The following is a 12,432-nucleotide window of genomic DNA, read 5'->3' on the forward strand; positions in this document are numbered from 1 at the left end:
AGTGAACCGACGGGCCGGTCATGCCGATTGCGGCCACGCTCAGTCGGCAAAGCCGACGTAGTGAACGAAGCTGCTGTTGGCCTCACGATCGGATCGCACCGCGTTGGCGGCAAAGCCGTCGTCGGGATAGCCCATCGCGACGCAGGTCATGATCACCTGCTCCTCCGGGATGTTGGCGACCTCCCGCACGATGTCGGAGCGCATGATGCCCTGGCCGTTGATCACGCTGCCGAGCCCGCGGTCCCAGGCCGCCAGCACGATCCCATAGCAGAGCGCGCCGAGATCGAAATGGCAGACCGCGCCGGGATCCAAGATCCGGTCATAGGCCAGCACCAGCGAGACCGGTGCGTCGAACTGGCGGAAGCCGCGCAGCACCCAATCCTGCCGCATCGGCTTGTCGTCGCGGGCGATCCCCATCGCGCCGAACAGCTTTTTGGCGATATCGACCTGCCGATTGCGGTGGACGCCCTGGTACTCGCCATGGCTGACGATATCGCGCTTCGGCCTGGCGCCGGCGCTCATCTCCTCCATGTTGCGGCGCCGAACCTCCTCCAGGGGCGCCCCGGCGAGGACATGGACGTGCCAGGGCTGAGTGTTCATCGAGGACGGCGCGCGCTTGGCCACCTCAATGATCTCCTCAACGGTCGCCCGAGAAACCGGCTGCTTCTTGAATCCGCGCACGCTTTTGCGTGTCTGTACCAGCGTCTCGAACTCCATTCCGCGCTTCCTCCATTCTCGTTCCCGCCGAAGGCGAGAATTTTCTGCCGTCGGTTAGGTATTTTATCGTCAAAATCGGTTGGGGGAACTTGATCGGCCCAAGATTCCGATATCCAATCCGGCCACTGGTTCGGTTTAGGGAGAAACCCAGATGAAGCGGATTTTCTTGGCTGCCGTGATCGCGACCTTCGCCGCCGGCGCGGCATTTGCGCAGGACGCCTCCTGCGAGACCAAGGCGGTCGGCAAGGACGGCAAGCCGCTGGCCGGCGCGGCAAAAACCTCCTTCATGAAAAAGTGCACGCATGACGCCTGCGTGACCAAGGCGGTCGGTTCGGACGGCAAGAAGCTCGCTGGCGCGGCCAAGAACTCATTCATGAAGAAGTGCGAAAGCGGCGCCTGAGCCGTTCGTCCGCCTGCTCTCCGGTATCGTCGCATGAGACTACCTTCGGGCCGTGCCCCGCGCGGCCCGAAGGAACGTAAGTCGGCGGCCATCATCTTGCGGACGGCTTCGTCCTCAACTGCGCAAGTCAGAACGAAACGCCGACACGCAGCCCCTTGCTCCAGACACGTCGGCAACGTTTCCTGATATTGCCGTGAACCATCTCGAAACGTTCGGGCAACGGCAGCGCGCGTGGCAACTCGATGCATGCGCCGCCGGCGGAATAGTCCACCAGTCTGCACTCGATCAGCGGCGCCTTCGGTTCAAGCACAAGCTTGACCGAATTGGGCACGCGACCTGTCGGACGAACACGCGCAAACCGCCGGGGATGCATCACCGTTGCCTCTGCTGGATCGAGCAAGAGTCCTCGGCGGCCGTTAAGAATCCGTTCCAATGCATGGTTACGGAACAGATCGAATTGCGAAAATGCAAGGCCCGGACCGGGTCTATTCGCGCTTGAAGCGGTAGTCGAAACGCTCGCCGTCTGCCTTGATCAAGCCGACTGTGGGGGCCGGGAAATGGATCGGCAGGATCAGCGTGTCGGTCTCGGCCACCGACGCGAAGAATTTCCGCCGCGAGACCGCCGATTGCTTCGGGTCCCAATCCGGCTTCGCCGACCACTCCGGCTCGCGGCACTGGATCGCGTGGTGCATCAGGTCGCCGGCGACCACGGCGCGCTGTCCTTTCGAGAAGATGTTGACGCAGCAATGACAGGGCGAATGGCCCGGTGTCGGCGTCAGCGTGACGGTGTCGTCGAGCGCATAGTCGTCGTCGACGAGGAGCGCCTGCCCGGCTTCGACGATCGGCAGGCAGTTGTCGCGAAACACCGTGCCCGGCGGGTTGGCACCCCTGGCATGTTCGGACTCCCAGGCCGCATATTCGCGCTTGTGGAAGACGTACTTCGCGTTCGGGAAAGTCGGCACCCAACGGCCGTCGCGCAGGGTCGTGTTCCAGCCGGTGTGGTCGATATGCAGGTGGGTGCAGAACACGTAGTCGATCTGCTCGTAGGAGATGCCGAGCGCGAACAGCTCGTTGCGCCAGCGCTCCTTGCCCGGGAAATCGAACGGCGGCGGATGTCCCTTGTCCTCGCCCGTGCAGGTATCGACCAGAATCGTGTAGCGCGGGGTGCGCACCACGAAGGTCTGGTAGGTGATCATCATCATGCCGCGCGCGGCATCGAACACCTCGGGCTCCATCGTCCGCAGATGCTGCTTGAACACGACGTCGTCATAGGCCGGGAAGAAATCCTGCGGCCGCCGCCAGGGTCCCTCGCGCTCGATCACCGCATCGATCGTGATGTCGCCGATTCTGATCCGTTTCATGGCCGTTCCGCTCCCGCATTTTTTGCGAAGCGTAGCTGTTGGCAGCGAGCCTCACAAGCTGAGCGCCCTGCCTCGTGCCATGCGCCTTTGCATTGCTTGTGTGATGGGCCTGCCGCAATAGATCGCGATGGATTGACAGAATAGCCGCCGCAAATCGACCAGAAACGCGGTCTAGCGAAAGCGACGTTCTGAGCGGGAATTGAGTCGTTTGGCCGGGAAACTGAAATACGCGGCAGCCGCAATCGTGGCACTCGCCGTTGGCGTCTACCTCAACAACACCAACAGTCTGGCAATGCATCACGAGGGCAAGCCGGTGCTGCTCGCGCATCGCGGCATGGCGCAACGCTTCGACGAACGCGGCGTCAAGGGCGATACCTGCACCGCCGCGCGCATGCTGCCGCCCACCCACGACTATCTCGAGAACACGATCCGCTCGATGCGGGCGAGCTTCGAGGCCGGCGCCGACATCGTCGAGCTCGACGTCCATCCCACCACGGACGGCGAATTCGCAGTGTTTCACGACTGGACCATCGACTGCCGCACCGACGGCCATGGCGTCACCCGCGAGCAGCCGATGGCGCGGCTGAAGATGCTCGATATCGGCTATGGCTACACCGCCGACGGTGGCGAGACTTATCCGTTCCGCGGCAAGGGCATCGGCCTGATGCCTACGCTCGGCGAGGTGTTGGCGACCTTTCCGGACCGGCAATTTCTGATCAACATCAAGAGCCGCGATGCGGCCGAGGGCGCGAAGCTGTCGGCAGTGCTGAACGGGCTTCCCGCCGAGCGCCGCAAGCTGATCATGGTGTATGGCGGCGACGAGCCGATCGAGGTGATCCGGCAGCGTTGGCCGCAAACCCGAACCCTGTCACGCGCCACGAGCAAGGGCTGCCTTCTTGGCTATCTCGGCTACGGCTGGACCGGCATCGTGCCGGCGGCGTGCCGCAACGCTATCGTGCTGGTGCCGATCAACTACGCACCGTGGCTCTGGGGCTGGCCGGATCGGTTTCTGAATCGCATGGCGGCGGTCAACAGCACGGTGTTCGTGCTGGGGCCCTATCACGGCGGCGAATTCTCGACCGGGGTCGACGACGCGGAAATGTTGAGGCGTCTGCCCGAACATTATTCCGGCGGCATCTGGACCAACGAGATCGAGACGATCGCCCGCCTCACCGGCCGTTAGATGCGGCCCGACGCACCCCGCATATACCGCGATTAGCTCCGCAGCCCCGGCGCTTCCTGGCCGGTGCGCGCGACGTATTCGGTGTAGCCGCCGCCATATTGGTGGATGCCGTCCGGCGTCAGCTCCAGCACGCGGTTCGACAGCGCGGCGAGGAAGTGCCGGTCGTGGGAGACGAACAGCATCGTGCCCTCGAACTCGCTGAGCGCATTGATCAACATCTCCTTGGTGGCGAGATCGAGATGGTTGGTCGGCTCGTCCAGCACCAGGAAGTTCGGCGGGTCGAACAGCATCTTGGCCATCACCAGTCGCGCCTTTTCGCCGCCTGACAGCACCCGGCACTTCTTCTCGACATCGTCGCCGGAAAAGCCGAAGCAGCCGGCGAGCGCTCGCAAAGACCCCTGCCCGGCCTGCGGAAAGGCGTCCTCCAGCGACTGGAACACGGTGCGCTCGCCGTCGAGCAAATCCATCGCGTGCTGGGCGAAATAGCCCATCTTGACGCTGCCGCCGATCGTGACGGCTCCGTCATCGGGCTCGGTTGAGCCCGCCACCAGCTTGAGCAGCGTCGACTTGCCGGCGCCGTTGACGCCCATCACGCACCAGCGCTCCTTGCGCCGGATCATGAAGTCGAGCCCGTCATAGATGCGCTTGCTGCCATAACCCTTGTGAACGCTCTTCAGGCTCGCGACATCCTCGCCGGAGCGTGGCGCGGGCTGGAATTCGAACGCCACGGTCTGCCGCCGCCGCGGCGGCTCAACACGCTCGATCTTGTCGAGCTTCTTCACCCGGCTCTGCACCTGTGCCGCATGCGACGCACGGGCCTTGAAGCGCTCGATGAACTTGATCTCCTTGGCGAGCATCGCCTGCTGCCGCTCGAACTGCGCCTGCTGCTGCTTGTCGGCGAGCGCGCGCTGCTGCTCGTAGAATTCGTAATTGCCGGAATAGGTCGTGAGCTGGCCGCCGTCGATCTCGACCACCTTGTTGATGACGCGGTTGATGAACTCGCGGTCGTGCGAGGTCATCAACAGCGCGCCCTCGTAGCCCTTCAGGAACTGCTCGAGCCAGATCAGGCTTTCGAGATCGAGATGGTTGCTCGGCTCGTCGAGCAGCATCACGTCGGGCCGCATCAAGAGGATGCGCGCCAGCGCGACCCGCATCTTCCAGCCGCCGGAAAGCTTTCCGACGTCGCCGTCCATCATCTCCTGGCTGAAGCCCAGGCCCGCCAGCGCCTCGCGCGCCCGGCCGTCGAGCGCATAGCCGTCGAGTTCCTCGAACCGGTGCTGCACCTCGCCGTAGCGCGCGATAATGTCGTCCATCGCATCGGCCTTATCGGGATCGGCCATCGCGGCCTCGAGCTCCCGAAGCTCGGCCGCGACCACGCTGACCGGCCCTGCTCCATCCATCACCTCGGCGACCGCGCTCCGGCCGGACATCTCGCCGACATCCTGGCTGAAATAGCCGATCGAAATGCCGCGATCGACCGAGACCTGGCCCTCATCGGGCAGTTCCTGGCCTGAGATCATCCGGAACAGCGTGGTCTTGCCGGCGCCGTTCGGGCCGACAAGCCCGATCTTCTCGCCCTTCTGGAGCGCGGCCGAGGCTTCAATGAACAGGATCTGGTGGCCGACTTGCTTGGAGACGTTATCGAGGCGGATCATGCAAACTTTGGGGGAAACGGGAGTTTGCGGCCTCTTAGTCGATCTGGACCGCGGGTGAAAGGGCATTCCCCGCGTTTCGCGCAATGCCCACACGCATACCGATCATTTGCCAATCGAGCGAGACCGGGAATACTGCCCCGATCGGTGTTTCGGGGCATTACATGCAAGCATGGTTTCTCTATTTGCTCGCACTCGGCGCGGGCATCAGCGTGTCGGTTCAGCAGGTCCTCAATGGCAATCTGCGTTCCGCCTTGAACTCGCCCGGCTGGGCCGGGCTCGTCTCCTATCTCGGCGGTCTGTTGACGATGGTGATGGTGCTGCTGGTGCTGCGCGAGCCGGTGCCGTCACTCAAGCTCGTGACGGCGACGCCATGGTGGGCCTGGAGCGGCGGCTTTCTCGGCGGCGTGTTTATCCTGCTGGTGATCCTGTTGCTGCCGTCGCTCGGAGCGGCGACCCTGCTTGCGCTCGTCGTCGCCGGCCAGATGCTCGCGGGCATCGTGATGGATCATTTCGGCGTCTTCGGACTTCCGTCCCATCCTGTGTCGGTTTCGCGATTGATCGGCATAGCGCTCGTCATCGGCGGCGTCCTTCTGATCAAGGACTGAGACCGCCACGGTCCGCCCTGCGCCAAGGGCGTGAATGCGACGTCAGTGCCGCTTGAAATATTGCACGTCGCGCTCGTGCTTTTCCGCGGCCGCGCGCGACTTGAAGGTGCCGAGATTGCGGCGCTTGCCGGTCTTCGGATTGACCTTCCGGGAATAGAGCCGGTACTCGCCGGACCGTAGCTTGCGGATCATGACATGCCTCGCCAGCATCTACTCGGGCGTCAACGGCGATGCCGCGGCGAACGTTCCAAGCTGGCTCAAGCATGGTGAGATGAGGTTGAGCCGAAGGTGAGCGGGAGCGGCAACGGAGTATCACCTCACCCTCGGGAGAGGTCGGCGCATAGCGCCGGATGAGCGACTACGGTCTTTCATTGGAGCCACGGCCCTCATCCGATTGGCTCCGCCGCGTCCCCGGCAGCCAACATGCAGGCGTTGCCAGCGCCGGATGGCACCGCAGCGAGATCGGTTTCCAAGCGGCGTCACCAAACGCAAAGGTCCGCCAGGGTGTCCCCTGGCGGACCGGATTGCGGTAACGGATGCTGCCATCCGGATCCGAGCTTGAGCTTAGGCCGCAGCCTTCGCGCCGGTCGGGACCTCGGAGATGGTCTTCAGGATCTGCGATGCGATCTGGTAGGGGTCGCCCTGGGAGTTCGGACGGCGGTCTTCCAGATAGCCCTTGTAGCCGTTGTTGACGAAGGAGTGCGGCACACGGATCGACGCGCCGCGATCGGCGACGCCATAGCTGAACCTGTTCCAGGGCGCGGTCTCGTGCTTGCCGGTCAGGCGCTTGTCGTTGTCGGGTCCGTAGACGGCGATGTGGTCCATGAGGTTCTTCTCAAAGGCCGCCATCAGCTTCTCGAAATATTCCTTGCCGCCGACTTCGCGCATGTACTTGGTCGAGAAGTTGGCGTGCATGCCCGAGCCGTTCCAGTCGGTGTCGCCGAGCGGCTTGCAGTGGAATTCGATGTCGATGCCGTAGCTCTCGGTCAGACGCAGCATCAGGTAGCGAGCGATCCACATCTGGTCAGCGGCGGTCTTGGAGCCCTTGCCGAAGATCTGGAATTCCCACTGGCCCTTCGCCACCTCGGCATTGATGCCTTCATGGTTGATGCCGGCGGCGAGGCAGAGGTTGAGGTGCTCCTCGACGATCTTGCGGGCAACGCTGCCGACATTCGAGTAGCCGACGCCGGTGTAGTATGGGCCCTGCGGCGCCGGATAGCCGGCCTCCGGGAAGCCGAGCGGACGACCATCCTTGTAGAAGAAGTACTCCTGCTCGAAGCCGAACCAGGCCCCATCGTCGTCCAGCACGGTGGCGCGCTTGTTGGACGGATGCGGCGTCTTGCCATCGGGCATCATGACTTCGCACATCACCAGCACGCCGTTCTCGCGCGCGGCGTCGGGATAGCAGGCAACCGGCTTCAGCACGCAGTCAGAGCTGTGGCCTTCAGCCTGCTGGGTGGACGAACCGTCAAATCCCCACAGCGGAAGCTGTTCGAGGGTCGGAAACGACGCGAATTCCTTGATCTGCGTCTTACCGCGCAGGTTCGGCGTCGGCGTATATCCGTCTAGCCAGATATACTCGAGCTTGTACTTGGTCATTGAGCCTCTCTGTTGATGATGCAAAACCGTGAGGAACCGAAAGCCAGTCGGTCGCAGCACAGCTACCCGGCCACCATCGGCCGGTTCCTGCTAAGCAATTAAAGTGCCAGTCGCTGCACCGCGGCACCCGCCCGTCTTGCGGATATCCACAGCGCAGATCACATTTTTTTCTGCGACATAGCGGCGCGGCTGCCATGCGCTCCGGCCGGTCAGAATCCGCTTTTGGGAGCCCATCGCCGCCTGATTCTCCAGCAAATCGGGCCGAGCTACCCCTGTCAGATTAAAGCCGCGGCAGGTCCTGGTGACATTTGCCGCCTGCCCGGCCGCCGCTGGACGACCCGACGCCCCGTTTCGGCGTTGGTCATCCACATCCTGCCTTACCGAGTGCAAACCGGAGTCTGCCTACGGATTAGTCACATCCTGATTATTTCTTGGTCATCTTGCGGCCGACCAGGGCTCGGCCAATATCGAAAGACAGGTAACCACGCGCGAAGGAGTCGGGCGCACCATGGAGCCTCGCGTCCCGATCAAGGAGGTTTGCGATGATGAATTCGGGGTTAAACCAGGGATCTGCCAAGATCTACCAATTCCCGACAGGTGGCCGCGCGGCTCTCGGTGGACGCCGCTACGGCGAGGTCCGGACATCGCCCGAACGCGCCACGCAAGTCGAAACCGCCATCTGCAGCGACAGTTGGTATCATCAGGCGGCGATCGACGACGACAAGCCAGGTCGCGATCACTGATGCCGGCGCGACAGAGAGACGTGACGCCAAAGCATCGAAGAGCGTCAGAATACTAAGGAAGGGTCGGAACCAGGCGTTACGGCCCTTTTTCATTCCCGCACCACAACCGGCGCACCACGCATGCGCATCCCGGCCCCGACCACGCCACGACGAACTGCGCTCACGGGAATGCAGTCCCGCCAGAAGTCATATTCTCCCCCCGATATGGCGACTATAGACCAGCGCGGAGACCCATCCGTTGCAAAGGCCTGCCGATGCCACAAACCCACGCCCGTCACCTCAATCTCGCCGGAGCCAGCAATTTTCGCGACCTCGGCGGCTACCGGACACGCGACGGGCGGACGGTGCGCTGGCGACAGATCTTTCGCTCCAACCACCTTGCGCATCTGACGGTGCAGGACATCGCGGTGGTGCGCAGCCTTGGCGTGAGAAGCGCGTTCGATTTTCGCGGCGTCGCCGAGCGTGCCGAAGCGCTGTGCGGCATCGCCGACATCGCCGTGCATTCGCTGCCCGTCGAGCCGACCGTCGTCGCAGCCCTGCGCGCGATCGCAGCCAACCGGCAGCTCTCGAGCGCCGATGCCTTCGAGGTGATGCGGGACTCCTATCGCGGCTATGTGCAGGACAACACGGTGCGCTATCGCGCGCTGTTTGCCCATCTCCTCGAGGATCGCGCCCCGCTCGTGATTCATTGCACCGCCGGCAAGGACCGGACCGGCTTTGCCTGCGCGCTGATCCTGCACGCGCTCGGGGTGCCGAACGAAGTGATCGCGGACGACTATCTCCTGACCAACAAGTTCTACAAGCGCGATCCGTCGGCGAGCACCGAGCTTCCCGACGAGGTCAGGCAGGTGCTCGGCACCGTGCAGCAGCCGTTCCTGAATGCAGCGTTCGAGGCGATCGATGCCGACTACGGCAGCCTCGACGGCTATTTCCGCGATGGCCTCGGGCTCGGGCCGGCCGAGCGCAAGGCGCTCGAAGGCCGCTATCTCATGGGCTGAGCGATCGAAGCGCTCAGGCCGCGGCCTCGAGCTCGGCATCGAGATCGGCGATGACGTCCTCGAAGGCCGAGATCGCCTGCTGGATCGCCGCGATCTGCATCAGCTCCCAGTTGCTCAGCGGACTCTTGCGATTCTGCAATGCGACCACGAGTTCGCGCCGCTGCTCCTTAAGCTGAACGAGCGGTAAACCGTGATCCGGAAGATTTCCCATAGCTGATCCCCTGCCTTGGTCGGTCTCCGCTTTTACGGACAGGGTTCTGCGATCGACTTACGGAACTGCGGCAAATTTTAGCGAACCGGCCGTCCCCCGTAGTCTTACGTAATCGCCTCCGGCGCCAGCGCCTCATCGATCGCACCGAACAGCGCCTGCGTCACGCAATTGGTTGCCCATTCGCTGGTGTGGAGATGCTCCGGCGCTCCGTCGTCGAGCTCGGAAAGCGGAATCCCGTCGTCGACCCACCGCTTCATCAGCGCGAAGCGACGGAACAAGTTCACCCGCCTGCCTGTGGTGACGTCGGCAATCATCGGCATGATCGTGTTGGCGAGGGTGAGCGCGCCTGATGTCCCGATGATGGCCTCGGTGTACTGTGAATCCATCACCACGACATCGAGCGGAAGTGGTGCAAGCACATTGAGCCCCGCCTCGAGCGCGGCTTTCACCTCGGCAGGATTGTAGCTCTTGTAGACGGCATTGGTGCCGATCTGCCAGATCACCAGCACCGGCGCTTCGGCAACGACATCGGACTCGATGCGGGAAAATTCCTCGGGCGCCTCCTGCCCGCCGATCCCGCGGTTGATCACGTCGATCATGCGGCCAAAGAAGCGTTGCCGCAGCAGCATTTCGAGCCGCGGCGGGAACGGCAAAATTCCGCCGGCGCCGGCCGTCGATGACGAACCAAGCGCCACCACCTTGATCTTGCGCTGGCTCCTCAGAGCATCTGCGAAATGCGGCAATCGACGATTCAGGTTGATGATATCGGGATGAGTTTCACATGGCCGTGAAGCGGGCATCGCAAACATCCTTTGCGTGAATGAATTAATGAATACGCGCAGTAGGACGCGGAAATCGCGGCATTGCAAATGAAATTCGCCTGATCATAGTGGGTGCCATCTGCTTTTTGCCTGTACGGAGACCGTCATGAACGGAAAAGCCATCGTCATCACCGGCGCACTCGGCGCGCTTGGCAAGGTGGTCGCCGAAGAAGCGATCGCGCGCGGTGCGCGCGTCGCCGGTATCGATCATGCAGCCGCGCAGCTTGCGGCGACGCCCGACCGTATCGAGCTCGGCAACGTCGATCTCACTGACGCCGCGCAAGCCAAGGCGGCAATCGACAAGGCAGCCGCGCATTTCGGCCAGCTCGATGCGCTGATCAACATCGCCGGAGGCTTCACCTTCGAGACGATCGCTGACGGCCATCCCAAGACCTGGCAGCATATGTACGCGATGAATGTGATGACGGCCCTGAACACATCGCAGGCGGCGGTCCCGCATCTCGTCAAGGCGCGGGCCGGCCGCATCATCAATATCGGTGCGCTGGGCGCCTTGCAGGCGGCCTCCGGCATGGGCCCCTACGCCGCCTCGAAGGCCGGCGTGCACCGCCTGACAGAGTCGCTCGCCGCCGAGCTCAAGGGCAAGGTCACGGTCAACGCGGTGCTGCCCTCGATCATCGATACCGCGGCCAATCGCGCCGCCATGCCCAAGGCCGACGTTTCCAAATGGGTGACGCCAAAGGAGCTCGCCGACGTCATCCTGTTCCTTGCCAGCGACGCCGCGAGCGCTGTCACCGGCGCGTTGCTGCCGGTCAACGGACGCGTCTAGAGCACTGTCGCGCCGGCGTACGGCGCAGCCTGCCGAACCACGATCAGTCCGGGATCAGGAGACGCAGCTTCGACTTGAAGCGGATGCTCTGCTTGCCGGCGAGCGCGATGCCGTCGCCTTCGGCGGCCTCGTCGGTATAGGTGCCGGTGAACCCGATGGTAACGACCTTGCGCTCCCACACCGGCCGCTCGCCATAGGTCGGCGAGTGTTCCTGGTTGGTGACCTCGCCCTTCCATTTGCCATTGGCGGCGGTGTAGCTGCCATAGGCGAAAAAGAACGAGTCGCCGCCGCGCATCTGGCCGTCACGCAGCACCATGACGCCCTGATTGCCGCCTTGAACGCCGTCGAGGAATTCGACGGTGATGTGATAAAGCCCGTTCCGGATCATTGAACTGGTCGCGCCTTGTCCCGCCGGCAACCATAGCCGCCCCGGTCCCCCATCGGCAAATCCCGTTCGCGTCGGCAGCCCCGATTCCGGGCTATGCTGCAGCGATGAGTCGCGGCCAGGAGCGCCGCCGGAGCCTATCCGTTGGAAACCGCGCTATATTTGCCCGTCAAACGCTTCCTCGAAAAGCTCGGCTTCACGGTCAAGGGCGAGATCGGCGGCTGCGATCTCGTGGCGCTCAGCGGCGACGATCCACCGGTTGTCGTGATCGGAGAGCTCAAGCTCGCCTTCAATCTCGAACTGATCCTGCAGGCGGTGGATCGCGCCGGCGCTGCCGATGAGGTCTGGATCGCCGCGAAGATTTCCGCCCGCGGCAAGGGCCGCGAGAGCGATGCGCGCTATCGCAACCTGTGCCGGCGGCTCGGCTTCGGCATGCTCGGCGTCACCAGTAGCGGCGACGTGGAGGTGCTGGTGAAGCCGCCGAGCGCCGCCCCTCGCCGCGATCCGAAGAAGCGCTCGCGCCTGATCGCCGAGCACCAGAAGCGCAGGGGCGATCCTGTGATGGGCGGCTCGACCCGTGCGCCGATCATGACAGCCTATCGGCAGCAGGCGCTTGCCTGCGCCTCGGCGCTGGCGGAAGGACCACGGCGCGTGCGTGATCTGAGAACCGACATTCCCGATGCCGGTAAGATCCTGCTGCATAATGTCTATGGCTGGTTCGACCGCGCCGAGCGCGGCATCTATGTTTTGACTGACGCCGGCCGCGCTGCGCTGAAGCGCTGGCCGCAGCAGCCGGTCGATCTTGCAGGTGCGACGGAAGCGTCGCCGTAGGACAGGAGGTGATCGTGACAGCGCTGACACTCCGGCCGCGATCTCTCCATCGAACTTTCTCGCGCTCACAAGATTGAGAGACTCTGGTTGCATGGCTGGATTGCCATCTCACTTTCATATTGCAATGCAACATTCG

Annotated in this window: 16 protein-coding genes; 7 read left to right on the plus strand and 9 right to left on the minus strand. The window is 63.4% G+C overall.

From position 1 onward, the window contains the following. Positions 1-39 precede the first annotated feature (39 nt). On the minus strand, positions 40-717 hold the full coding sequence (locus P6U30_RS20455; protein ID WP_407164739.1) for a nitroreductase: 678 nt from the start codon (positions 715-717) through the stop codon (positions 40-42). A 151-nt stretch (positions 718-868) separates the two neighbouring features. On the opposite strand from P6U30_RS20455, the gene P6U30_RS20460 reads away from it, so the two are divergent. Beyond that, positions 869-1,117, plus strand: a complete 249-nt coding sequence (locus P6U30_RS20460; protein ID WP_407164740.1) for a hypothetical protein — start codon at positions 869-871, stop codon at positions 1,115-1,117. A gap of 127 nt (positions 1,118-1,244) precedes the next feature. Here the strand turns inward: P6U30_RS20460 and P6U30_RS20465 are convergent, their stop codons facing one another. Both P6U30_RS20465 and P6U30_RS20470 read right to left on the minus strand, forming a co-directional pair. Continuing rightward, a complete protein-coding gene (locus P6U30_RS20465) occupies positions 1,245-1,490 on the minus strand; it encodes a PilZ domain-containing protein (RefSeq protein ID WP_407170496.1) in 246 nt (81 codons plus the stop codon). 112 nt (positions 1,491-1,602) lie between these two features. Then, positions 1,603-2,478 (minus strand): MBL fold metallo-hydrolase, encoded by an 876-nt coding sequence (locus tag P6U30_RS20470; protein ID WP_407164741.1) that lies wholly within the window; start codon positions 2,476-2,478, stop codon positions 1,603-1,605. A gap of 208 nt (positions 2,479-2,686) precedes the next feature. On the opposite strand from P6U30_RS20470, the gene P6U30_RS20475 reads away from it, so the two are divergent. Beyond that, positions 2,687-3,661: a glycerophosphodiester phosphodiesterase family protein gene (locus tag P6U30_RS20475; RefSeq protein ID WP_407164742.1), complete on the plus strand. Its 975-nt coding sequence runs from the start codon at positions 2,687-2,689 to the stop codon at positions 3,659-3,661. Positions 3,662-3,693: 32 nt separating this feature from the next. Here the strand turns inward: P6U30_RS20475 and P6U30_RS20480 are convergent, their stop codons facing one another. Beyond that, positions 3,694-5,316 (minus strand): ABC-F family ATP-binding cassette domain-containing protein, encoded by a 1,623-nt coding sequence (locus P6U30_RS20480; protein ID WP_407164743.1) that lies wholly within the window; start codon positions 5,314-5,316, stop codon positions 3,694-3,696. A gap of 161 nt (positions 5,317-5,477) precedes the next feature. Here P6U30_RS20480 and P6U30_RS20485 point away from each other — a divergent pair, with 161 nt between their 5' ends. Then, positions 5,478-5,921, plus strand: a complete 444-nt coding sequence (locus P6U30_RS20485) for a DMT family transporter (RefSeq protein WP_407164744.1) — start codon at positions 5,478-5,480, stop codon at positions 5,919-5,921. A gap of 42 nt (positions 5,922-5,963) precedes the next feature. On the opposite strand, the gene P6U30_RS20490 is transcribed toward P6U30_RS20485, so the two are convergent. Further along, positions 5,964-6,113: a hypothetical protein gene (locus P6U30_RS20490; protein WP_016843021.1), complete on the minus strand. Its 150-nt coding sequence runs from the start codon at positions 6,111-6,113 to the stop codon at positions 5,964-5,966. Positions 6,114-6,485: 372 nt separating this feature from the next. Further along, positions 6,486-7,520, minus strand: a complete 1,035-nt coding sequence (locus tag P6U30_RS20495; RefSeq protein ID WP_407164745.1) for a glutamine synthetase beta-grasp domain-containing protein — start codon at positions 7,518-7,520, stop codon at positions 6,486-6,488. 542 nt (positions 7,521-8,062) lie between these two features. Between P6U30_RS20495 and P6U30_RS20500 the strand changes: the two genes are divergently transcribed. Beyond that, positions 8,063-8,263 (plus strand): DUF2735 domain-containing protein, encoded by a 201-nt coding sequence (locus P6U30_RS20500; RefSeq protein WP_407164746.1) that lies wholly within the window; start codon positions 8,063-8,065, stop codon positions 8,261-8,263. Between the two features lie 254 nt (positions 8,264-8,517). Beyond that, positions 8,518-9,261, plus strand: a complete 744-nt coding sequence (locus P6U30_RS20505) for a tyrosine-protein phosphatase (protein WP_407164747.1) — start codon at positions 8,518-8,520, stop codon at positions 9,259-9,261. A 13-nt stretch (positions 9,262-9,274) separates the two neighbouring features. Here P6U30_RS20505 and P6U30_RS20510 read toward each other — a convergent pair whose 3' ends face one another. Then, a complete protein-coding gene (locus P6U30_RS20510) occupies positions 9,275-9,472 on the minus strand; it encodes a hypothetical protein (protein ID WP_407146546.1) in 198 nt (65 codons plus the stop codon). 104 nt (positions 9,473-9,576) lie between these two features. After that, positions 9,577-10,215, minus strand: a complete 639-nt coding sequence (locus tag P6U30_RS20515; protein ID WP_407164748.1) for an SGNH/GDSL hydrolase family protein — start codon at positions 10,213-10,215, stop codon at positions 9,577-9,579. A 184-nt stretch (positions 10,216-10,399) separates the two neighbouring features. On the opposite strand from P6U30_RS20515, the gene fabG reads away from it, so the two are divergent. Next, the gene (gene fabG / locus P6U30_RS20520; RefSeq protein WP_407164749.1) at positions 10,400-11,080 is read left to right on the plus strand and encodes a 3-oxoacyl-ACP reductase FabG; all 681 of its coding nucleotides are present in this window, start codon (positions 10,400-10,402) and stop codon (positions 11,078-11,080) included. 43 nt (positions 11,081-11,123) lie between these two features. Here fabG and P6U30_RS20525 read toward each other — a convergent pair whose 3' ends face one another. Next, positions 11,124-11,468 carry a hypothetical protein gene (locus tag P6U30_RS20525; RefSeq protein WP_407164750.1) on the minus strand — a complete coding sequence of 115 codons (345 nt, stop codon included), beginning with the start codon at positions 11,466-11,468 and terminating at the stop codon, positions 11,124-11,126. 141 nt (positions 11,469-11,609) lie between these two features. On the opposite strand from P6U30_RS20525, the gene P6U30_RS20530 reads away from it, so the two are divergent. Further along, entirely contained in the window at positions 11,610-12,296 is a 687-nt protein-coding gene (locus tag P6U30_RS20530; protein WP_407164751.1) for a DUF2161 domain-containing phosphodiesterase, read from the plus strand. The last annotated feature ends 136 nt before the right edge of the window (positions 12,297-12,432 follow it).

Origin of the sequence: Bradyrhizobium sp. ORS 111, assembly GCF_045571485.1 — a bacterium.
In the GTDB taxonomy this organism is placed as follows: Bacteria; Pseudomonadota; Alphaproteobacteria; order Rhizobiales; family Xanthobacteraceae; genus Bradyrhizobium.

What these genes read in the sequence shown, in the direction of transcription:
- P6U30_RS20455 (WP_407164739.1), bottom strand. Translation starts at nt 717, where the DNA reads ATGGAGTTCGAGACGCTGGTACAGACACGCAAAAGCGTGCGCGGATTC.
- P6U30_RS20460 (WP_407164740.1), top strand. Translation starts at nt 869, where the DNA reads ATGAAGCGGATTTTCTTGGCTGCCGTGATCGCGACCTTCGCCGCCGGC.
- P6U30_RS20465 (WP_407170496.1), bottom strand. Translation starts at nt 1,490, where the DNA reads ATGCATCCCCGGCGGTTTGCGCGTGTTCGTCCGACAGGTCGCGTGCCC.
- P6U30_RS20470 (WP_407164741.1), bottom strand. Translation starts at nt 2,478, where the DNA reads ATGAAACGGATCAGAATCGGCGACATCACGATCGATGCGGTGATCGAG.
- P6U30_RS20480 (WP_407164743.1), bottom strand. Translation starts at nt 5,316, where the DNA reads ATGATCCGCCTCGATAACGTCTCCAAGCAAGTCGGCCACCAGATCCTG.
- P6U30_RS20485 (WP_407164744.1), top strand. Translation starts at nt 5,478, where the DNA reads ATGCAAGCATGGTTTCTCTATTTGCTCGCACTCGGCGCGGGCATCAGC.
- P6U30_RS20490 (WP_016843021.1), bottom strand. Translation starts at nt 6,113, where the DNA reads ATGATCCGCAAGCTACGGTCCGGCGAGTACCGGCTCTATTCCCGGAAG.
- P6U30_RS20495 (WP_407164745.1), bottom strand. Translation starts at nt 7,520, where the DNA reads ATGACCAAGTACAAGCTCGAGTATATCTGGCTAGACGGATATACGCCG.
- P6U30_RS20500 (WP_407164746.1), top strand. Translation starts at nt 8,063, where the DNA reads ATGATGAATTCGGGGTTAAACCAGGGATCTGCCAAGATCTACCAATTC.
- P6U30_RS20505 (WP_407164747.1), top strand. Translation starts at nt 8,518, where the DNA reads ATGCCACAAACCCACGCCCGTCACCTCAATCTCGCCGGAGCCAGCAAT.
- P6U30_RS20510 (WP_407146546.1), bottom strand. Translation starts at nt 9,472, where the DNA reads ATGGGAAATCTTCCGGATCACGGTTTACCGCTCGTTCAGCTTAAGGAG.
- fabG (WP_407164749.1), top strand. Translation starts at nt 10,400, where the DNA reads ATGAACGGAAAAGCCATCGTCATCACCGGCGCACTCGGCGCGCTTGGC.
- P6U30_RS20525 (WP_407164750.1), bottom strand. Translation starts at nt 11,468, where the DNA reads ATGATCCGGAACGGGCTTTATCACATCACCGTCGAATTCCTCGACGGC.